Raw genomic sequence first — 20735 nt, 5'->3', positions numbered from 1 at the left:
AGCTTCAGCCAAAAGAAGCGCTTTCAACGAACACCGTGATCAAAGGCAGCGTGATGAACACAAGCGCCAAAGCTAAAAACGGCATCAGTTGGGCCTGGTTTCACAAGCTGGGCTCACCCAAATGGTTCTACGGCATCAGCGGCCTTCTGTTGCCGTGGCTGAGCATTGCCGCCGCGTTGCTGATTGGCATTGGCGTGGTCTGGGGCCTGGCCTTCGCGCCACCGGACTACCAGCAAGGCAACAGCTTTCGCATCATTTATATCCACGTGCCATCGGCCATGCTGGCGCAATCCTGCTACGTGATGCTGGCGGTGTGCGGTGTGGTCGGTCTGGTCTGGAAGATGAAGATGGCCGATGTCGCGCTGCAATGCGCAGCCCCCATCGGTGCCTGGATGACTGCCGTCGCGCTGGTGACTGGCGCAATCTGGGGCAAGCCGACCTGGGGCTCATGGTGGGTGTGGGATGCGCGACTCACATCGATGCTGATCTTGCTGTTTCTGTACTTCGGGCTGATCGCGCTGGGCAATGCGATCACCAACCGCGACAGCGCGGCCAAGGCCTGCGCGGTGCTGGCGATTGTGGGCGTGATCAATATCCCGATCATCAAATACTCGGTGGAGTGGTGGAGCACGCTGCACCAGGGCGCGACCTTCAGCCTGACTGAAAAACCGGCGATGCCCGCAGAAATGTGGCTGCCGCTGCTGTTTACGGTGCTGGGTTTCTACTGCTTCTTTGGCGCCGTGCTGTTGCTGCGCATGCGCCTGGAAGTGCTCAAGCGCGAAGCCCGCGCCAGTTGGGTCAAGGATGAGGTCCTGAAAAGCCTGAAAGGACGCGCCTCATGAGTTTCGATTCCTTCGGCGATTTCCTCGCCATGGGCAAGCACGGTCTGTTCGTCTGGAGTGCTTACGGCATCTGTCTGGCCGTGCTGGTCATCAATGTGGCGTTGCCATTAATGGCGCGTCGGCGTTACCTGCAACAAGAGGCGCGTCGTTTGCGCCGGGAGAGCTCCAAGTGAATCCGCTGCGCAAAAAGCGACTGTTGATCATCGTCGCGATTCTCGTCGGTGTCGGCATCGCCGTGACCCTGGCCCTCAGCGCCCTGCAGGAAAACATCAACCTGTTTTACACCCCGACCCAGATCGCCAGCGGCGAAGCCCCCCACGACACGCGGATTCGCGCCGGTGGCATGGTCGAGAAGGGCTCGCTGGAACGTTCCGGCGACTCGCTGGACGTCAAATTCGTGGTCACCGATTTCAACAAATCGGTGACCATCACTTACCGTGGCATCCTTCCGGACCTGTTCCGCGAAGGGCAGGGCATCGTCGCCCTCGGCAAGCTCAACGCGGATGGCGTAGTCGTTGCCGATGAAGTGCTGGCCAAGCACGACGAAAAATACATGCCGCCTGAAGTCACCAAAGCCTTGAAAGACAGCGGCCAACCGGCGCCGGGTTCGTCTTCCATGCCAGCCAAACAGGGTTAAACACCATGATTCCTGAACTCGGCCATCTGGCCATGATTCTGGCGCTGTGCTTCGCCATCGTGCAGGCCGTCGTGCCTCTGATCGGCGCCTGGCGCGGCGACCGTTTGTGGATGAGTCTGGCGCAACCGGCGGCGTGGGGGCAGTTTGCGTTCCTGCTGTTCTCGTTCGGCTGCCTGACTTACTCGTTCATGGTCGACGATTTTTCCGTGGCCTACATCGCCGAAAACTCCAACAGCGCGTTGCCTTGGTACTACAAGTTCAGCGCGGTGTGGGGCGCGCACGAAGGTTCGCTGTTGCTGTGGGCGCTGATTCTCGGCGGCTGGACCTTTGCCGTGTCGATCTTTTCCCGGCAATTGCCGCAGGTGATGCTGGCGCGTGTACTGGCCGTGATGGGCATGATCAGCATCGGATTTCTGCTGTTTCTGATCCTTACCTCCAACCCGTTCAATCGCATCCTGCCGCAGATCCCGCAGAACGGCCGTGACCTCAATCCATTGCTGCAGGACATCGGCCTGATCGTCCACCCGCCGATGTTGTACATGGGCTACGTCGGGTTTTCGGTGGCGTTCGCGTTCGCTATCGCCGCGTTGCTGGGTGGTCGCCTTGATGCTGCGTGGGCACGCTGGTCACGGCCGTGGACGATTGTTGCCTGGGCGTTCCTGGGTATCGGCATCACGTTGGGTTCATGGTGGGCGTATTACGAACTCGGCTGGGGCGGCTGGTGGTTCTGGGATCCGGTGGAAAACGCCTCCTTCATGCCTTGGCTGGTCGGCACAGCGCTGATCCATTCGCTGGCCGTGACCGAAAAGCGCGGCGTGTTCAAAAGCTGGACCGTGCTGCTGGCGATTGCGGCGTTTTCCCTGAGCCTGCTGGGAACCTTCCTTGTGCGCTCGGGCGTGCTGACGTCGGTGCATGCGTTCGCGTCCGACCCGGCGCGCGGCGTTTTCATTCTGATCTTCTTGTTGATGGTGGTCGGCGGTTCGCTGACGCTGTTCGCCGTCCGCGCGCCCGTGGTGAAAAGCCACGTCGGATTTGGCCTGTGGTCGCGGGAAACGCTGCTGCTGGGCAACAATCTGGTGTTGGTGGTCGCAGCGTCGATGATCCTGCTCGGCACGCTCTACCCGCTGGCGGTCGATGCGTTGAGCGGGGCGAAGATGTCGGTGGGGCCTCCTTATTTCAATGCGTTGTTCGTGCCGTTGATGGGGCTGTTGATGGCCGTTATGGCCGTGGGCGTGCTGGTGCGCTGGAAAGACACGCCGGTCAAATGGCTGCTGGGCATGCTCGCGCCGGTACTGGTTGGCAGTGCGGTGCTGGGCACCGTCGCTGCCTTTGCCATGAGCGATTTCCATTGGGCGGTGCTGGCGGTGTTCATGCTCGCCGCCTGGGTCTTGCTGGCCGGTGTGCGTGACTTGTTGGACAAGACTCGCCACAAGGGCCTGATCAAAGGCGCACGCTCGCTGACCCGAAGCTACTGGGGCATGCAGTTGGCGCACATCGGCATTGCGGTACTGGCGCTGGGTGTCGTGCTGTCGAGCCAGAACAGCTCCGAGCGCGACCTGCGCCTAGCCCCCGGCGAATCCATGGAACTGGGCGGTTACATGTTCGTCTTCGAGGGCGCCCAGCATTATCAGGGTCCGAACTTCACGTCTGATCGCGGGACGATCCGCGTGCTGGAAGACGGCAAGGAAGTCACCGTGTTGCACCCGGAAAAACGCCTGTACACCGTGCAGCAGTCGATGATGACCGAGGCCGGGATCGACGGCGGCTTTACTCGGGATTTGTATGTTGCCCTGGGTGAGCCGCTGGACAACGGCGCGTGGGCGGTGCGGGTGCACGTCAAACCGTTCGTGCGCTGGATCTGGTTCGGCGGGCTGATTACTGCGTTGGGCGGTTTGCTGGCAGCGCTGGACAAACGTTATCGGGTCAAAGTGCGTAGCAAAGTCCGTGACGCGCTGGGCATGTCGGGAGCGGCGGTATGAAGCGTTGGATGTTGTTGATTCCGCTGGTCCTGTTTCTGGGCATGGCGGCGTTTCTTTATCGCGGGCTGTACCTGGACCCGACCGAGCTGCCGTCGGCGCTGATCGACAAGCCGTTCCCGGAGTTTTCGCTGCCAGCGGTGCAGAGCGATAAGGTCATCACCCGCGCGGATCTGTTGGGCAAACCGGCGCTGGTGAATGTTTGGGGCACCTGGTGCATTGCCTGTCGCGTGGAGCATCCGGTGCTCAACAAGCTGGCGCAGCAGGGCGTGGTGATTGTCGGGATCAACTACAAGGACGTCAACGCTGACGCCCGGAAGTGGCTGAGTGAATTCCACGACCCGTACCAGATGAATATCCGTGACGAAGCCGGCAGCCTGGGCCTGAACCTTGGGGTGTACGGCGCGCCGGAGACTTTCCTGATCGACAGCAAGGGCATCATTCGCTACAAGCACGTCGGCGTGATCGACGAGACCGTCTGGCGCGACAAACTGGCCGGGCAGTATCAGGGTCTGGTTGATGAGGCCAAGCGATGAGGCGGGTGCTGCCATTTAAGAACCGTGGGAGCGGACCTGTCCGCGAAGAGGCCCGTGAGCCCAAAACATCTTTGGGGGCCGGCGGATGGCATTCGCGGACAGGTCCGCTCCCACGGATATATCGCGTCGTACTTGCGGGACTGTTTGCATTGGCCTGCGCGGGCACCGCCCAAGCAGCCATCGACGCCTACACCTTCAAAAACGAAGCCGAGCGCGCGCGATACAGCGAACTCACCAAAGAGCTGCGCTGCCCCAAATGTCAGAACCAGGACATCGCCGACTCCAATGCACCCATCGCCGCCGATCTGCGCAAGGAGATCTACCGCATGCTCGGTGAAGGCCAGAGCAATCAGCAGATCATCGATTTCATGGTCAACCGCTATGGCGAGTTCGTGCGCTACAAGCCCGAATTGACGGCGCGCACCTGGCTGCTGTGGTTCGGTCCTGCCGGGTTGCTGTTGGGCGGTGTGGTGGTGATCGGCGTGATGGTCGGTCGCCGCCGAGCCAAGCGTACTACTGAGACCGATGAGCTTTCCGACGAGGAGCGTCAGCGCCTCGCCCACCTGTTGGATAAAAACCACGAATGATTGATTTCTGGCTAGTCGCTGGCCTGCTGTTGCTGGTCGCTTTGGGTTTTCTGCTGATTCCCGTCCTGCGTGGTCGTCGCCTGCAAAGCGAAGAAGACCGCACCGCCCTCAACGTCGCGCTCTATCAGGAACGCCTGGCTGAGCTGCAAGGCCAGCAGGAGGAGGGCGTGTTGTCCGGCGCGCAAATGGACACCGGTCGCGCCGAAGCTGCCCGTGAACTGCTCTCGGACACCGAAGGCGTCGGCCCTGAACGTGTTTCGCGGCTGGGCAAACCGCTGCCGCTGCTGGCCGCTTTGTTGGTGCCGGTGTTGGGGTTTGCGCTGTATATGCATTTCGGCGCCAGCGACAAGGTTGAGCTGACGCGTGAGTTTTCCCAGCCACCGGGCTCGCTGGTGGAAATGACCAGCCGTCTTGAGCGTGCGGTCAAGGCGCAGCCGGATTCAGCCGAAGGGCTGTATTTCCTGGCGCGGACCTACATGGCGCAGGATCGCCCGGCCGATGCTGCCGCGATGTTCGAGCGCGCGGTAAATCTTGCCGGACGTGAGCCCGAGCTGCTGGGGCAGTGGGCGCAGGCGCTGTATTTTGCCGGGAACAAGCATTGGTCGCCGCAGATTCAGGCGTTGTCCGATGAGGCGTTGAAGCTTGATCCGAAGGAAGTGACCAGCCTTGGGCTCAAGGGCATTGCGGCGTTCGAGGGCCAGCGTTATCAGGAGGCGGTGGATTACTGGAAGCGATTGCTGGCGGTGCTGCCAGCGGATGATCCCTCACGCTCGGCGCTTGAGGGCGGTATCGCCCGGGCGGCGGACAAGGTCGTGGCGAACGGTGGCAAGCTGACCGAAACGCCGGTCGTTGCAGCCAAAAGCGCGTCGCTCAAAGTGCGGGTGACGCTCTCGGACGCGCTCAAGGCCAACGTGCTGCCGACCGACACAGTGTTCGTGTTCGCGCGCGCGGTATCGGGGCCGCCTGCGCCGTTGGCGGTCAAGCGGGTGACCGTGGCTGATCTGCCGGTGGATGTGGAGCTGAGCGATGCTGACGCAATGATGCCGCAGCTGAAACTGTCCAACTTTCCCGAAGTCCAACTCGTTGCCCGGGTGTCCCGCGCAGGCCAGCCCACCGCCGGTGAGTGGATCGGTCGCAGTCAGCCGCTGCCCAGCAATGTGACTGCCGCTCAGGCTTTGACCATCGACAGCCCCGATAAGTAGCCCTGATCCGAGAGAGTTTTCGCTTATGTATCGTGTCGCCCGTTTTGCCTTGTTGAGTGTGGTGGTGGCGCTGAGCGCTGCCTGTGCGGTCCAGCGTCCCGGCCCGCAGAGTTCCGAGCCGATCCAGACCATTCCTGGCGGCCCGTCGCCGACCCCGCAACCGGGGACGCCGCGCACCAAGCCACAGCCTTCTGCGCCCAAGCCTGCGCCGAAAACCTCCTCGCACTTCGCGCCACCGCCCGGCGGCAACAGCCATTGGGATGCAAGCCTGGGCGTTCATGTGCTGGACAACGTGCCAAACACCTTCTACCGCCAGCGCACCTACTACCGCTGGAACAACGGCTGGACCTGGGCCACCTCGCCCAGCGGCCCATGGCAGGAAACCGACTCCAGCGGCGTGCCACCGGGGCTGAGCAAACAGTTCGGCAATTAACGACTTCTTGTAGGAACTGTCGAGCACCGCAAGGCTGCGATGGCGGTGTACCAGGTGTACCGGATCGCAGCCTTCGGCAGCTCCTACAGTTCCAGCGTCGGACGCAAAACCCGTGGGAGCGGACTTGTCCGCGAAGGCGTTTGTCCAGGCGCTGGAGATGTATCGTTTGTTCTGGCCTCTTCGCGGACAGGTCCGCTCCCACAGGTTCGGTGTCGTGGCAGAACAACAAAAAACGGCGACCTCTTCAGGTCGCCGTTTTGTTTAGCCGGGCCGATTACTTGGCCGGGTAAATCTGATCGAACACCCCGCCATCATTGAAATGGGTCTTCTGCACGGTTCGCCAGTCGCCGAAGGTTTTCTCCACCGAGAGGAAGTCGACTTTCGGGAAGCGGTCCGTGTACTTCGCCAGTACTGCCGGATCGCGGGGGCGCAGGTAGTTGGCGGCGGCGATTTCCTGGCCTTCTGGTGACCACAGGTATTTCAGATAGTCCTCGGCCAGTGCGCGGGAGCCTTTCTTGTCGACCACTTTATCGACAACGCTCACCGGCGGTTCTGCTTCGGCGGAGACGCTCGGGTAGACCACTTCGAATTGATCGCGACCAAACTCGCGAGCGATCATTTCGGCTTCGTTCTCGAAGGTGATCAGCACGTCGCCGATCTGGTTGGTCATAAACGTGGTGGTCGCGCCACGGCCGCCGGTGTCCAGCACTGGTACATGGGCGAACAATTGACCGACAAACTTCTTGGCTGCCGCTTCGTCGCCGCCGTTCTTGAGCGTGTAACCCCACGCCGACAGGTAGGTGTAGCGACCGTTGCCCGACGTTTTCGGGTTAGGCACGATCACTTCCACGCCGTCCTTGATCAGGTCGTTCCAGTCCTTCAAGGCTTTGGGATTGCCCTTGCGCACGATGAACACCGTGGCCGAGGTGAACGGCGCGCTGTTATTGGGCAGGCGCGTCACCCAGTTGTTCGGCACCAGTTGGCCATTGTCGGCCAGGGCGTTGATGTCGGTGGCCATGTTCATGGTGATCACGTCAGCCGGCAGGCCGTCGATGACCGAACGCGCCTGTTTGCTCGACCCGCCAAAAGACATCTGCACCGCGACCTTTTCCTGATGTTCGGCTTCCCAATGCTTCTGGAACGCGGCGTTGTAGTCCTTGTAGAAGTCGCGCATCACGTCGTAGGAGACGTTGAGCAAAGTGGGCGCGGCCTGAGCGGCGCTGCCAAAAGCCAGTCCTGCGGCGAGCAGAGAAGCGGCGAAAAGTTTGTTCACTGCGAATTCCTTTTGGTGGTCGGCGTGTTGTTGTTATGAGTACGGGATGGCGAATTGCCCGCGACTATAACCAAAGTTCATCAGGCGTTTAAAGACTAAAAACTCATGTGCTTATGTCGGGTTTGCCATGCTCACCGGCCGCGATGCTATCGACCTTGGGGAACAGCGCATTGCCGCATCGCGAGCAAAACGCAGCGGCCGGTTCGTGGCTGTCTTTAGCGCACACCGGGCAATCGTGTTGCTGCTGTTTGCCGCGCATAGCGTTGGACAGTTCGGCGGTGAAGATCCCGGTCGGCACCGCGATGATCGAATAACCCATGATCATCACCAAAGAGGACAGAATCTGCCCCAGCGGCGTCTTGGGCACGATGTCGCCAAAGCCTACGGTGGTCAGCGTGACAATCGCCCAGTAGATGCCCTTGGGAATACTGGTGAAACCATGCTCCGGGCCTTCGATGACATACATCAGGGTGCCGAACACGGTCACAAGCGTGGAAACGGTGAGCAGAAACACCGTGATTTTCTGCCGGCTGCCGCGTAGGGCTGATAGCAGGTAATTGGCCTGCTTGAGATACGGGCTGAGCTTGAGCACGCGGAAAATCCGCAGCATCCGCACCACCCGCACGATCAACAGGTACTGCGCATCGGCGTAATAGATCGCCAGCACGCCGGGCAAAATCGCCAGCAAGTCGATGAGCCCATAAAAGCTGAAGGCGTATTTGAGGGGTTTTTCCGAGGCATACAAACGCGCCATATATTCAAGCGCGAAGATGGCGGTGAAGAACAACTCCAGGTAACTGAAGAACATGCCGAAGTCGCGATGGACCGATTCGATGCTGTCGATGACCACTGTGAACAGGCTGCAGAAAATGGTCACCAGCAGGATTTTGTCGAAGCGCCTGCCCGCCGTGGTGTCGCTTTGAAAGACGATGATGCGTAAGCGTTCGCGCCAGGTTGTGTTGCTGTCCATGGGGATTTCCGATTGGTAGATCGGGTGAGCCTAGGAGCATTCGGTTCAGGAGCGCAACCGGTGATCGATTGCCGACTGGCGCAACAGCCGGCTGCTGGCCTGCACCAGCCAGCAGGCGAGGATGAACGGCGCGGTGAGTGTCGCCACCCCGAGCCCGGAAAACCCCGGTTGCAAGAGGATCGCCAGCATCACGGCAATCGCCGGCAGCCACGGTTTATAGCGTTTGTCACCGAACGCCAGCGCCGCCAGTGCGGGGTTGTAACCGGCAAGCCCGAGCAGCGCTGCACTGGTTTCGTGCTGCCACACGGCGAACGCAATACCGGTGATGCAGCCCAGCGTTGCCCACAGTGCAGCGGTCCGATTGGCGAACAGCAAGCCTGCGCCAATCAATACGCCGGCCAGCGGGTGATCCAGCAGAAACACCTGCCCCAGGCCTTGGGGAAGGGCGTGCAACAGATCGGTGCTTGCGGCAGTTGTGGGGGTCGACAGCGGGTCGGCAAACATCAGCAGCAGCCAGCTCAACAGCACGAAGGGCGCGGTGTAGGCCTTGAGGCATGTGGCGCGCGGGGTGCGTTGCAGCCAGGCGTGCATCAGCATTGCGCTCAAACCGCCGCAGGCCATGACCAGTAACGGCAACATCGGCGACCACGGCAGGCGATAGCTGATCAGCAGCCCCAGCAGTACGCCGTTGTAACTGTAAAGCCCGGCCTGGCGTTCGGCTTTGGGGTATCCCCGTCGCTGAGCCGTGAGCAGCCCGGCGACCGCGCCCAACAACGCACCGCCTAGCAGCGAAGGTGCGGTGATCAGAATCGCCATCACGCAGAACACGCCGCACACCGGGCTGCGTTGCAGGAGGACTTGGCTGAAGCCGTTTAGCAGACATTCCGCCCAGTCTGGGCAGTGGGAGGCGGGCAGTGATTTCATATTATGTATTCAATAATTGTTGTTATTGTATACATAGTGGCGAAAGTTAAAGGTGTGTCAAGTCGCCTGATCAATCGCGCCTGACTCCATCTCCTCCAGGAGCTGCCGAGCCCGTGTGAGGCTGTGATCGCGGTGTGTCAGACACACCACATCGCAGCCTCGCGCTGCTCGTCAGCTCCTACAGGTTTTGTGTTTGTCCTGAGTTTCGGTAGCGGTCAAGATTCTGTTGGAGCGAGGCTTGCCCGCGAAGCTGACAACGGGGTCTGCCTGACACACCGCATTCGCAGCTTCGCGGGCAAGTCGGATTGCCGCCCACTCGCTCCAACAGGGATTCAGGGAGTTGCATTTACACGCGAAACTGGCGCAGCAACCCGTTCAACTGCTCACTCAGCCCTTTGAGATGAACGCTCGCCGCCGTGGACTGCTCAGCCGCCAGCGCGGTGCTTTGCGACAGTTGCGCGGCTTGGGTGACGTTCTGGTTGATGTCCTCGACGACATGGGATTGCTGCAAGGTCGCGCTGGCAATCGAGGCGTTCAGGCCATTGAGATTGCGCAGCGCCTGGCTGATGGACGTCAGGCTCTTGCCCGCCAGATGCGCCTGTTCGATGGTCAGTTGCGAGGCGCGGCTGCTGTCGCCGATCACCTTCACGGCGGCGTCGGAATGGGTCTGCAAGCGCTCGATCATCGCCTGAATCTCGGCGGTGGACTTTTGCGTGCGCTGTGCCAATAACCGCACCTCGTCTGCCACGACCGCAAATCCTCGTCCCTGATCACCCGCTCGTGCGGCCTCGATGGCAGCGTTCAACGCCAATAGATTCGTCTGTTCGGCAATCGAACTGATTACCTCCAGCACACCGCCGATCTGCGTGGTCTCGCTGGACAGTGTGCGAATGACGTCTACCGCCTGATTGATGGTGCCCGACAGGTGATCGATCTGCTTGAGGCTGCTGTCGATGTTGGCCTGACCCTGTTGCGCCTGGGACTCGGCGTCGCGCATCTCGCTGGCCGCGTGCTCGGCATTCTTGGCGACATCCTGCACGCCATAAGTCACCTCGTTGACTGCGGTTGCCACCAGCTCCATTTGTTGGGATTGCTGCTGACTGCGTGTCTGGGCCTGATCGGCATTGCTGCCCAGATCTGTCGACGCCTGGCCCAGCCCGACCGCCGAAACCTGCAACTGCGTGATCACCCCGCGAAGCTTGGCGGTGAAGGCATTGAAGTGCCGGGCCAGTTGCGTGACCTCGTCATTGCCTTCGGTTTGCAGGCTGCGGGTCAGGTCGCTTTCGCCACTGGCAATGTTGGCCATCGCCTCCACTGTTGCATTGAGCGGTCGGACGATGCTGCGGGCAATCAGGATCACCAGCAACGCCATGATCAGGACGATGCCCAGGCTGATGGAAGCAGCCTTGATGACCTGCTGCTGGAATTCCGCCTGCACGTCATCCACATAAACGCCCGAACCGATGATCCAGCCCCACGGCGCGAACAGCGAGATGTACGAGGTCTTCGCGACCGCATCAGTGGCGCCGGGCTTGGGCCAGCGGTAATTGACGATGCCGGCGCCCTTGGCTTTGGCCAGGGTGACCATTTCGTTGAATACTTGAAAGCCGTCGGGGTCCTTGATGGCGGACAAATCCTGACCCACCAGCTTGGGGTTGGCCGGGTGCATGATCATCACCGGGCGCAGGTCGTTGATCCAGAAATAGTCAGTCTGGTTGTAGCGCAGGCCGCGCAGGGCATCCATCGCCTGCTTCTGCGCTTGCTCGGTGCTCAACGTGCCGGCAGTCTCCAGCCCGTGGTAATAATCCAGCAAGCCGCTGGCGGTCTGGACGACGTGCATGGTCTTCAGTGCCTTGGCGGCGTACAGGTCGTCATGCACTTGTTTGAGCATGGCCACGGCCAAGGTAAAGAGCATCAGCACAGCGACGATAAGGATCAGCCATAGCCGCCGACTGATCGAAAGATTGCGCATATTCATAACCGTCACTCCGTCTGTTTTCTTGTTGTTCTGCCCTGGGTGCGCACGATTGCTCGTCAGCCGCTTCAAACCGCTGCGCCTGTTCGCTCAGTCCTCTACAGGCTCTCGGCTATAGATGAATAAACCTGAGGTCCAGGCTTGGGTTTTCTTGCGAATTCCCCGGCAATGGCAGAATCGGCCTACAACCGGAGGAAGAGCAGAGCCTGAAATACCGAGGTATGGCGAAAGGCTTACACGAAGACGAGAGGTTCGCTCTATGGCGCACACCGGCAAACCGGTAGATTTGGATCCATCAACTGCAGTGAAGGAAACGCCGCAGGATCAAGGACGATCGACCATGGCCCGGAGGGCTGCCGACAGGATGTTGGAATGGTCTTGGAAAAACCCGCTTCGGCGGGTTTTTTGTTGCCTGCAAAAAGCCGCTCACTCAAACGAATGGATGCCTTCAAACAGGCTATCCATCGCGCTGTCACCCGCCTTTCGACCGAATGTTGACGGGAAATTGAATTTCCTGACTTTCTGCTGCTCACAGTACGGACACAACCCGCGTCCAGGACAGGGCCGGCCGGGCAGGTATGGGAAGAATTTATTGTGGATGCGACGTCAATGGCAACATTAGAGCAGAACAAAGGACTCATTCTGGTGGTCGAGGACGAGTCGATCATTCGCGATTTCGTGTGTGAAATTCTCGGGGATGAGGGTTTTAGCACTTACGCATTGGAAAGTGCGGACGCCGCTGAGAAGTACCTCGACGAGCATGCAGCCGAAGTTTCTCTGTTACTGACGGATATCCTGATGCCGGGCGCCATCAACGGCGCAGACCTGGCGAACCTGTCAGGCAACAAATGGCCGCAGATTCCGATCCTGATCATGTCCGGCCATGAAACCCCCGAGAGTTCCGGCGTCGTTCACGAAGTCACGTTTATTCGCAAACCGTGGAGTTTTGGCCAGTTGCTAGATGGCGTCGACAAAGCCCTGCAGATGCAAAAAACCAGTTGAACCGTCGGGTGTCGCCCATTGGCCTGACAGTTACTTATCAGGCTCGCACCCTTTAAGCACCAAACGAATGATCGTCTCGGCAGCCGCTTCGTAATCGCTGTCGTCGAGCTTCGCTTTGCCGGTGACGGTCGAGATCTGCCAATCGAAATCAGCGTAGGTCTGGGTCGCGGCCCAGATGCTGAACATCAAATGGTGCGGATCGATGGGCGCGATCAAACCGCTGTCGATCCAGCCCTGAATGCATTCGATGTTGTGCCTTGCCTGCCCATTGAGTTGTTCCACCTGATCGGTCGTCAGGTGCGGCGCGCCGTGCATGATTTCGCTGGCGAAGACTTTCGAGGCGAACGGCAGATCCCGTGAAATGCGAATCTTTGATCGGATATAGCCACTGAGCACTTGCGCCGGCACGCCTTCGCGATTGAAAGGCGTCGAAGCCTGAAGAATGGGCTCGATGATGCTTTCCAAGACCTCGCGGTAGAGGTTTTCCTTGGATTTGAAGTAGTAATAAACGTTGGGCTTGGGCACACCGGCCTTGGCGGCGATGTCGCTGGTCTTGCTGGCGGCGAAACCCTTGTCGGCGAATTCTTCACTGGCCGCGCGCAGGATCAGTTCTTTGTTGCGCTCGCGAATGCTGCTCATAGACCGGATCGTTCCTTGCCTGTACGGCGGTCGCGCATGGTAGCACCGACCTCGCGGCAGGCTCAAGATTGGTGCATGGGCAGACCGGCAGCGTTGCAGGCGCTATGCTGGCGCCTATTCACTTGAGGAAACAAACCCATGGCGGGAAGCAGTTTGCTGGTATTGATCGACGACATCGCCACCGTGCTGGACGACGTCGCGCTCATGACCAAAATGGCAGCCAAGAAGACTGCTGGCGTGTTGGGCGATGACCTGGCGCTCAATGCCCAGCAAGTCTCCGGTGTGCGAGCCGAGCGCGAATTGCCGGTAGTGTGGGCCGTTGCCAAAGGCTCGTTTCTCAACAAATTGATTCTGGTGCCGGCTGCGCTTGCGATCAGCGCGTTCATTCCCTGGGCGGTCACGCCACTGTTGATGATCGGCGGCGCCTATCTGTGCTTCGAGGGCTTTGAAAAGCTTGCGCACAAATACCTGCACAGCCGGGCTGAAGATGAGGCCGGCCACGCCAGATTGACCGAGGCCGTTGCAGATCCCGCGACGGACCTGGTGGCTTTCGAGAAGGACAAGATCAAAGGCGCTGTGCGCACGGACTTCATCCTTTCGGCAGAGATCATCGCCATCACTCTGGGCACCGTGGCCGACGCGCCGTTGATGCAGCAAGTGATCGTGCTTTCCGGCATCGCCATCGTCATGACCATCGGCGTTTACGGGCTGGTGGGCGTGATCGTCAAGCTCGACGATGGCGGTCTGTATCTCAGCGAACTCAAAGGTGACAGCGCGGTACGTCGCGGGCAGCGGGCGTTCGGACGTGGCGTGCTTATTGCTGCGCCATACATGATGAAAAGCCTGTCGGTGATCGGTACCGCAGCGATGTTTCTGGTAGGCGGCGGCATTCTGACCCACGGCGTTCCAGCGCTGCATCACTGGATCGAGCAGGTGACGCTCGCGACTGCGGGGGCGATTGGGGGTTTCTCGGTGGTTATCCCGACATTGCTCAACGCGGTGGCGGGCATTATTGCCGGTGCTGTGGTATTGCTGGCCGTCTCGGTCATCGGCAAAATCTGGCGCGGTATCAAAGCCTGACCCTGTAACGCGAGGATTGGACATCAATGACGAGTAACAGCCCTTTGTTTTCCAGTGTGGTTGCCTATGCTCAGCATTGTGAGCGGCAGTTGGTGGAAATCCTGCATCGCCGGCCTACCCTGGATCGGCAGCAGGTGATGACGTGGGTTGATGAGCAAAGCCACGCCATGAAAGACCGCGACCCCCTGGATTTGCTGCGCTCGATCAATGCCAAAGTCAGGGCCGGCAAGCCGATGCCGTGGGAGGGGGATTAGCCTGCCTGCTTAAGGGAAACTCAGTACATGTGGGAGCGGACCTGTCCGCGAAGACGTCAGCTCAGGCAATGAAAATGTGTGGGGTGTACTGGCCTCTTCGCGGACAGGTCCGCTCCCACGGAATCTGCGCAACCTTGGCTGCGGTGCATTGATCCGAGACTCCGGGGTCGCGCTCGACCGATGAGGTGTACCTGACACACTGCTCTATTCAAGGAGAGAAAACCCAATGCACGGATACGGAATGCTCGGCGATCTGCTGCATCTGGCCCTGTATCTGATAATCATCGCGCTATGGATTTATTTCTGGCTGCTCTGCATGTTCAGTGCAGATGTCTCGTTGAAACGCTTTCTCGGCGCGCACGCGCAACTGATCTGCGCCTTGGGTATTCCCGCGGTGGCTGCAGGTCTGGTGGGCGCGGCGATTGTGTACTACGGCGTGAATTCGGTGGTCTGGGTACTTTCGGTCACCGGCATTGCCTTGCCACTGCTAGGCCTGCTGGTGCTGCGGCGGACCCGACGTCGCCGGTACTACTTCGACGGGCGCCCATAATTGCCTCGAGCACCTGATTCGTCGGGCAGCGCAGTCACCGGTACAGGTGCTGCGCCGTGCAGTGATCAGAAGAACACTTTCACCAGCAAACTTGCCGTGTTCTGGTCAGTGTCGAAGTAACGGGTGTCGTTGATCCCGTACTTGTTGCTCCAGTAGTCATATTCAATACCCACATACAACTGGCGTTCCGGCAGATTGATCGCCTTGCCCAAGTCGTATTTGATCTGCGGGTTGAAGTGCAGGTTGGAGTGGTAATCGCCATGTTTGGCCGAGGATTTGTTGTCCACCACCCAATCCATGAATCCGTCGATCAGAATGTCCGATTTGCCCACGGGGATGGTGTACGACCAGACCGGGGTGATCTGCCAGGTTCCATTGCCTGCGCGCTGACCGTCGTGATAACGCTTGTAGAAGTTAAGCTGGAAGTAATCGAAGCCTGGAAGATTAAGATCGAACCCCGGCCCGATCAGGTAAGACTCTACGTCGCCTTCTCCAAACTCGTAAGTGGTCGCCAGCAACACGTCCTTGATCGGACCGAGTTCGAACTTGCGGTCGAAAATCTTGCCCAGCGACAGGCGAGGTGAGAACTCCCCGTAGGTACTTGCGTTGCCGACGCCCGCATCTTTTTTACCGTTGTAACTGATGTAGTCGACAAACAGAAAGTTGTCGCCGTACTTCCAGCCGTCGGCATGTTCGAAAGTAAAGGTCTGCTGTGTCTCCGGGTTGACTTCAAAGTTCTTGCCGTAGAGATACGTCAGGCTGTTGCTTTGCCATTGCAATAAGTCGGCAGCCATTGTCGGACCGGCTGCCAGCACACTGCCGGCGACCATCAGGCTGGAAAATGTACGGTTCATGCGGTGCTCCCTTGGTTGAAATGAGTTGTTTTTTCTGTGGTTGGCGTTCTGTTCCGACGCCTTGTTTGGGGCTGATATTTCTGTCTAATCGGTCAGCTTTGTTTGCATAGCAAGAGCTACGCCAATACCTTGAAAAAAGACGAAAAAGCTCTGTCGCCCACTGTAAGAAGGGACGATTCAACGGATTTTTCGAATTATTGCGGCGAGCGTTATGCGAATCGGTTAGTTGTCTGGGCAGTCAACATATTCCACCTCGTAAAAATGCCCCGGTTTCGAGCGGCGGCGGAGAATACCGGCGCGCAACGAAGTCCTCAAGTGCTCTGCGACAGAGCACGGGTGACAAAACAGGGCAATGCGACCGAGCAGTCGCTCAGTGATTGTGGGCGGGCCCGGCCATCGCTGTGCGTTCAGCGCCGCCGAGCACGTTGAACAACAGATTCAACAGCACGGCGCTGAGGGTCGCCATGGCAATGCCGCTGTGGGTAATCGGGCCCATCCACAACGGCAAGTGGCTGAAGAATTCCGGTCGAACCACCGGGATCAGCCCCATGCCGATGCTCACTGCGACCAGCAACTGGTTACGGCGATCGCCGATGTCGGCTTCTTGCAGGATCTTGATCCCGGTCGCTGCGACCATGCCGAACATCGCGATGGCCGCGCCGCCCAATACCGCTGGCGGTATCGAGGCCACCAGGAACGCGGCTTTGGGCAGCAAGCTCAGCACGATCAGAAAGCCCCCCGCCACAATTGTCACCGAGCGGCAACGCACGCCGGTCATCTGCACCAGGCCGATGTTCTGAGCGAAGGAGGAGTGGGTGAAGGTGTTGAGGAAGCCTGCAAGAAACGAAGCGGCCGCATCGCACAACAAGCCACGGCGCAGCATGCCGGGTGTGACTTCGCGGTCGGTGATCTTGCCCAGCGCCAGAAACATCCCGGTGGACTCGACGAAGATGATCACCACCACCAGACACATCGACAGGATCGGCGCCAGGTGAAACTGCGGCATGCCAAAGTGCAGCGGCGTGACCACTTTGATCCAGTCAGCTTGAGCCAGACCGCTGAGGTCGACCATGCCGATCAGGCCCGAGAGGACGTAGCCCAAGCCCATGCCGATCAGCACCGAAATGTTGACCCAGAAACCGCGCATGAAGCGGTTGATCAGCAGGATCGTCAGCAGCACCAGTGCGGCTACGCCCAGGTATAGCGGGTCGCCGAAGCTGGCGGCTTTGCTGCCGCCTCCGGCCCAGTTCACGGCGACCGGGAACAGCGACAGTCCGATGGAAGTGATCACCGTGCCCGTCACCAGCGGCGGAAAGAAGCGCACGATTTTCGACATGAACGGCGCAACCAGCATCCCGAAGAAGCCTGCGGCGATGGTGGCGCCGAAGATCCCCGGCAGACCGACGCCGTCCATGCCCGCCATCGCGACCATGCTGCCAACAGCGGCGAAACTGGCGCCCATCATGATCGGCATGCGAATGCCCAAGGGGCCGATGCCGAGGGATTGCACAACCGTGGCGATGCCTGCGACGAGCAGATCGGCGTTGATCAAAAAAGCGATTTCTTCACGGGAAAGCCCGGCGGCCTGACCGATGATCAGCGGCACAGCGACCGCACCGCCATACATCAAAAGGACGTGTTGCAGGCCCACCAGAAACAACTGGAGCAGGGGCAAGGGCTGTCGTGGTGGCGCAGCAGGGATGCGCGCGTGAGTTGACTCGGACATGCAACACCTCGGATTTTGTTTTTGTTTTTTGAGTACGCCCGTTGCGATAGGGCGGTGGAACTTTTTACACCGGTTGAACGCGATCCCTGTAGGAGCGTGGCTTGTCCCGCGATGGCGTCCGTCCAGCTGAATAAATGTCGACTGACACGCCGCCATCGCGGGACAAGCCACGCTCCTACAATGGAAATCATCTGGCCCAGAGAATTCGGCCGTTCAATCAGTTCGTCTGCGCTCCCTTATCAATCCACTGCCCAATCAGCTCACGCTCTTGCTGGGTCATCTGGGTGATGTTGCCCAGCGGCATGATCTGCGACACCACGGCCTGGGCCTGGATGCGCGGAGCCTGTTGCTGGATCTGTTGCGGGGTGTCGAACATCACTCCCGCGGGTGCAGCGCTGAACAACGGGCTGGTGGGTTTGGCCGAATGACACACCGCGCAGCGCTCCTGAATCACGCTGTGGACCTTGTCGAAGTCCGCGCCGCCGCCAGCTTGGGCAACCGCCGGCTGAGCAGGCGTCTGTGCGGGGGCTGCGACTTCGGGCTTGGGCTCATCAGCACGGTGGCCGCCAATCGCAGTCCCTGGCAGCGGCTGATATTCAATCTTCGCAGGGCCTGCGGTTTCCGGACCGCGCGGCATTTGCGCAGGACCGGTGACGTACGCCAGGCAAATCATCCCCAGCGCGCCGACCGGCAAGGCCCACGCATATTTATGGCTATTGTGACGGGTGTTGAAGTAATGACGCACCACTACCGCGACTATGGCAATCCCGGCCAGGATCAGCCAGTTGTAGCGGCTGCCGTAAGTGCTCGGGAAATGGTTGCTGATCATGATGAACAGCACCGGCAGCGTGAAGTAGTTGTTGTGACGCGAACGCAGCAAGCCTTTGGCCGGCAGCGACGGGTCCGGCGTGCGGTTCTCGGCAATCGCCGCGACCAGTGCGCGCTGGGCAGGCATGATGATGCGGAACACGTTGCCGACCATGATGGTGCCGATGATCGCGCCGGTGTGCAGGTAAGCGCCGCGACCGCTGAATACCTGGCTGAAGCCGTAGCAGGCCGCGATGATCAGCACGAACAGCACTAGGCCCAACAGGCCAGGGCGTTTGCCCAGCGGCGAATCACACAGCACGTCGTAGATGAACCAACTGGCGATCAGCGAGCCGATGCCGATGGCCACGCCTTCAGGTCCGGTCAGGGTGCTGCCGGGGGCCAGCAGGTACAAAACCGGGTTGGCGTAAAAGACTACGCAGAGCAGCGCCACGCCTGACATCCAGGTCCAGTAGGCTTCCCATTTGAACCAGTGCAGGTTGTCCGGCATGGTCGGTGGGGCGAGTTTGTATTTTTCCAGGTGGTAGATGCCGCCGCCGTGAATCGCCCACAAATCGCCAGACAATCCATCGCGGGGGTTGACCCGGTTAAGGTTGTTCTCCAGCCAGACGAAGTAGAAGGATGCGCCAATCCAGGCGATCCCGACGATCATGTGAACCCAGCGCACGGCCAGGTTCAGCCATTCCATCAGATGTGCTTCCACAGTGCTTACCTCAGCCTGTCGCTACTTGCGAGCGTTCAGACCCTTTCTTATAAATGGGGATCGAGCATCATCAACTGATGCTCTTCGAAGAAATGCTCATCGCAGTTATTGCCTGATCCACTGCGATCAACCACCAGGAAGTCATCCCGCTTTTCGATCGTCAGCACCGGGTGGTGCCATACGCCGCGATGGTAATTAACACCCTGCCTGCCATTGGTGATGAAGGCGCGGGTCAACTCTGGTTCAGGTGCATCGCCAAGTGGCGCGACCACGACCAGAAAAGGGTTGCCGAGCAGCGGAATGAAAGCCTGGCTGCCCAGCGGATGGCGTTCCAGCATGCGAACGGTCAGCGGCATCTCCAGCGCATCGGCGCGGAAGATGCTGATGATGGCTTTGTCGTCCGGCGTGGCCGTTTCAACCTCGGCCAGACGATGAAAGCGCATGGTCGAGCCGTTGTTGATCATGAAGTGATCGCTGCCGTCGGTTTCGATGACATCACCGAATGGGGCGAAGGCTTCTTTGGTCAACGGCTCGATGGTCAGTGTGCGCATGTCGGAGTCTTCTGTTTTCATGATTAGTTGATAAACACCTGTAGGAGCGTGGCTTGTCCCGCGATCTGTCGCGCAGCGGCAGCAAACCGGTGAACGCGTTGTGTCAGAGACAACGCAATTGCATGTTTTACGACCGGTCCCCGGCCGATCGCGGGACAAGCCACGCTCCTACAGGCCAAGCATTACTTGGCGACCTTACCCAACACCCGCAACCGGCTCACGCCGCCATCGGGGAACACGTTCAGGCGAATGTGGGTGATCGGGCCCAGCGCTTTGATCTGTTCGTCGAAGCTGTGTTCGGCGTGCATTTCCAGCTTCTGGCTTGGCAGCAATTCGCGCCAGAACAGGCTCTGGGTTTCGATCTGGCTGTCAGTGCCGCCTTTCACGAACGCCCCCTGAATCGAGCAGCTGTCCGGGTAGTTGCCCTTGAAGTGCAACGTATCAACCACGACTTTCTCTACTTCGCCAGCATGGCCCAGGGCGACGATCACCCAGTCATTGCCTGGCGTGCGACGACGTGCGGTTTCCCAACCATCGCCCATGTTCACGCCTCGGCCTGGGTTGAGGATGTTGCTCATGCGCCCGAAATGCTCGTCAGAGCACGCCAGCGCACGACCGCCATTCAACGCAGCAGCGAGATCGATCTGCTCGTTGTCGCCCACGGTGGACCAGTCGCGATGCGGCACGCCGTACACGCGCAGACGCGCCACGCCGCCGTCCGGGTAAATGTTGAAACGCAAGTGGCTGTAAGCCTGTTGGTCGCTGATCTCGTGGAAGTGATGGCTGTCGCCTTTCAGCTCCACGGCAGACAAAACTTCAGTCCACTGGGTGTTGTCATCCGGCTCGCCCGAGGCCAGGAAGCACGCTTCAAGCGACGCCGACGGCGGGTAGTTACCGGTGAAAAACGAGGTGTCGATGTCCACGCCCTTGATCGAACCGGCCACGCCCAGGCGTATCACCGCACTGTCATAACCTTCGAAGCGCTTGCGGCGCGATTCCCAGCCGTCCATCCACTTACCGTTGTCGTCGAACACTCCTTCTTTGAACACGGCCGGGGTCGGCTGGAACAGGCGGTTGGCATCGGCGAACCAGTCGTCGCTGACGGAAATGATCTTGGTGCCCAGGCGCGCGTCGGCCAGGTTCACGAACTTCTCGAAGGGTACGGCGTAAGCTTTCATTCTTTTTGTCTGCCT

Annotated in this window: 20 protein-coding genes and 3 pseudogenes; 12 read left to right on the top strand and 11 right to left on the bottom strand. The window is 59.7% G+C overall.

Features of this window, described 5'->3' with window-relative positions:
• The first annotated feature begins 53 nt into the window (after positions 1 to 53).
• The 8 genes from ACWKWM_RS26920 to ACWKWM_RS26885 all read left to right on the top strand — a co-directional run bounded on the left by ACWKWM_RS26920 (position 54) and on the right by ACWKWM_RS26885 (position 6213).
• Positions 54 to 842 carry a heme ABC transporter permease gene (locus ACWKWM_RS26920; RefSeq protein ID WP_483849019.1) on the top strand — a complete coding sequence of 263 codons (789 nt, stop codon included), beginning with the start codon at positions 54 to 56 and terminating at the stop codon, positions 840 to 842.
• The gene (gene ccmD, locus ACWKWM_RS26915; protein ID WP_483849018.1) at positions 839 to 1015 is read left to right on the top strand and encodes a heme exporter protein CcmD; all 177 of its coding nucleotides are present in this window, start codon (positions 839 to 841) and stop codon (positions 1013 to 1015) included. The genes ACWKWM_RS26920 and ccmD overlap by 4 nt, the downstream gene beginning before the upstream one ends.
• Entirely contained in the window at positions 1012 to 1479 is a 468-nt protein-coding gene (gene ccmE, locus ACWKWM_RS26910) for a cytochrome c maturation protein CcmE (protein ID WP_483849017.1), read from the top strand. The genes ccmD and ccmE overlap by 4 nt, the downstream gene beginning before the upstream one ends.
• 5 nt (positions 1480 to 1484) lie before the next feature.
• Complete coding sequence (locus ACWKWM_RS26905; protein WP_483849016.1) at positions 1485 to 3458, top strand: heme lyase CcmF/NrfE family subunit; 1974 nt, start codon at positions 1485 to 1487, stop codon at positions 3456 to 3458.
• Positions 3455 to 3991 (top strand): DsbE family thiol:disulfide interchange protein, encoded by a 537-nt coding sequence (locus ACWKWM_RS26900; protein WP_483849015.1) that lies wholly within the window; start codon positions 3455 to 3457, stop codon positions 3989 to 3991. The genes ACWKWM_RS26905 and ACWKWM_RS26900 overlap by 4 nt, the downstream gene beginning before the upstream one ends.
• A gap of 116 nt (positions 3992 to 4107) precedes the next feature.
• Positions 4108 to 4578, top strand: coding sequence for a cytochrome c-type biogenesis protein (locus ACWKWM_RS26895; RefSeq protein WP_483849032.1), 471 nt, complete (start codon positions 4108 to 4110; stop codon positions 4576 to 4578).
• A complete protein-coding gene (gene ccmI / locus ACWKWM_RS26890; protein ID WP_483849014.1) occupies positions 4575 to 5780 on the top strand; it encodes a c-type cytochrome biogenesis protein CcmI in 1206 nt (401 codons plus the stop codon). Before ACWKWM_RS26895 ends, ccmI begins: the two co-directional genes overlap by 4 nt.
• A 25-nt stretch (positions 5781 to 5805) precedes the next feature.
• Positions 5806 to 6213, top strand: coding sequence for a hypothetical protein (locus ACWKWM_RS26885; RefSeq protein WP_483849013.1), 408 nt, complete (start codon positions 5806 to 5808; stop codon positions 6211 to 6213).
• 274 nt (positions 6214 to 6487) lie between these two features.
• Here the strand turns inward: ACWKWM_RS26885 and ACWKWM_RS26880 are convergent, their stop codons facing one another.
• From ACWKWM_RS26880 to ACWKWM_RS26860, 5 genes and pseudogenes are all read right to left on the bottom strand, one after another.
• Positions 6488 to 7486 carry a sulfate ABC transporter substrate-binding protein gene (locus tag ACWKWM_RS26880; RefSeq protein WP_483849012.1) on the bottom strand — a complete coding sequence of 333 codons (999 nt, stop codon included), beginning with the start codon at positions 7484 to 7486 and terminating at the stop codon, positions 6488 to 6490.
• Positions 7487 to 7589: 103 nt separating this feature from the next.
• Positions 7590 to 8456 (bottom strand): ion transporter, encoded by an 867-nt coding sequence (locus ACWKWM_RS26875; protein ID WP_483849011.1) that lies wholly within the window; start codon positions 8454 to 8456, stop codon positions 7590 to 7592.
• A gap of 26 nt (positions 8457 to 8482) precedes the next feature.
• Positions 8483 to 9380, bottom strand: a pseudogene (locus ACWKWM_RS26870) (urea transporter); the annotation flags it as partial.
• Positions 9381 to 9726: 346 nt separating this feature from the next.
• Positions 9727 to 10314 (bottom strand): annotated as a pseudogene (locus tag ACWKWM_RS26865) (methyl-accepting chemotaxis protein); the annotation flags it as partial.
• 270 nt (positions 10315 to 10584) lie between these two features.
• A pseudogene (locus ACWKWM_RS26860) lies at positions 10585 to 11220 on the bottom strand (cache domain-containing protein); the annotation flags it as partial.
• A gap of 744 nt (positions 11221 to 11964) precedes the next feature.
• Here ACWKWM_RS26860 and ACWKWM_RS26855 point away from each other — a divergent pair.
• Positions 11965 to 12357, top strand: a complete 393-nt coding sequence (locus ACWKWM_RS26855) for a response regulator (protein ID WP_483849010.1) — start codon at positions 11965 to 11967, stop codon at positions 12355 to 12357.
• A gap of 30 nt (positions 12358 to 12387) precedes the next feature.
• On the opposite strand, the gene ACWKWM_RS26850 is transcribed toward ACWKWM_RS26855, so the two are convergent.
• Positions 12388 to 12996, bottom strand: a complete 609-nt coding sequence (locus ACWKWM_RS26850; RefSeq protein WP_483849009.1) for a TetR/AcrR family transcriptional regulator — start codon at positions 12994 to 12996, stop codon at positions 12388 to 12390.
• Positions 12997 to 13134: 138 nt separating this feature from the next.
• Here ACWKWM_RS26850 and ACWKWM_RS26845 point away from each other — a divergent pair, with 138 nt between their 5' ends.
• The 3 genes from ACWKWM_RS26845 to ACWKWM_RS26835 all read left to right on the top strand — a co-directional run bounded on the left by ACWKWM_RS26845 (position 13135) and on the right by ACWKWM_RS26835 (position 14880).
• Positions 13135 to 14076: a DUF808 domain-containing protein gene (locus ACWKWM_RS26845; RefSeq protein WP_483849008.1), complete on the top strand. Its 942-nt coding sequence runs from the start codon at positions 13135 to 13137 to the stop codon at positions 14074 to 14076.
• Positions 14077 to 14102: 26 nt separating this feature from the next.
• A complete protein-coding gene (locus ACWKWM_RS26840; RefSeq protein ID WP_483849007.1) occupies positions 14103 to 14330 on the top strand; it encodes a hypothetical protein in 228 nt (75 codons plus the stop codon).
• 226 nt (positions 14331 to 14556) lie between these two features.
• Entirely contained in the window at positions 14557 to 14880 is a 324-nt protein-coding gene (locus ACWKWM_RS26835) for a hypothetical protein (RefSeq protein WP_483849006.1), read from the top strand.
• A gap of 65 nt (positions 14881 to 14945) precedes the next feature.
• Here ACWKWM_RS26835 and ACWKWM_RS26830 read toward each other — a convergent pair whose 3' ends face one another.
• The 5 genes from ACWKWM_RS26830 to alc all read right to left on the bottom strand — a co-directional run bounded on the left by ACWKWM_RS26830 (position 14946) and on the right by alc (position 20720).
• A complete protein-coding gene (locus tag ACWKWM_RS26830) occupies positions 14946 to 15734 on the bottom strand; it encodes an outer membrane protein OmpK (protein WP_483849005.1) in 789 nt (262 codons plus the stop codon).
• A 370-nt stretch (positions 15735 to 16104) separates the two neighbouring features.
• Positions 16105 to 17460, bottom strand: a complete 1356-nt coding sequence (locus ACWKWM_RS26825) for a nucleobase:cation symporter-2 family protein (RefSeq protein ID WP_483849004.1) — start codon at positions 17458 to 17460, stop codon at positions 16105 to 16107.
• A gap of 217 nt (positions 17461 to 17677) precedes the next feature.
• On the bottom strand, positions 17678 to 18991 hold the full coding sequence (locus ACWKWM_RS26820; protein ID WP_483849003.1) for a urate hydroxylase PuuD: 1314 nt from the start codon (positions 18989 to 18991) through the stop codon (positions 17678 to 17680).
• A 47-nt stretch (positions 18992 to 19038) separates the two neighbouring features.
• Positions 19039 to 19542, bottom strand: a complete 504-nt coding sequence (locus ACWKWM_RS26815; protein ID WP_483849031.1) for an ureidoglycolate lyase — start codon at positions 19540 to 19542, stop codon at positions 19039 to 19041.
• Between the two features lie 182 nt (positions 19543 to 19724).
• On the bottom strand, positions 19725 to 20720 hold the full coding sequence (gene alc, locus ACWKWM_RS26810) for an allantoicase (RefSeq protein WP_483849002.1): 996 nt from the start codon (positions 20718 to 20720) through the stop codon (positions 19725 to 19727).
• Between the last annotated feature and the right edge of the window lie 15 nt (positions 20721 to 20735).

The organism is Pseudomonas rosaeacicularis (assembly GCF_057128745.1).
The sequence above is the reverse complement of the archived record's forward strand: the minus strand, read 5'-3'. Positions and strand labels throughout refer to the sequence as shown.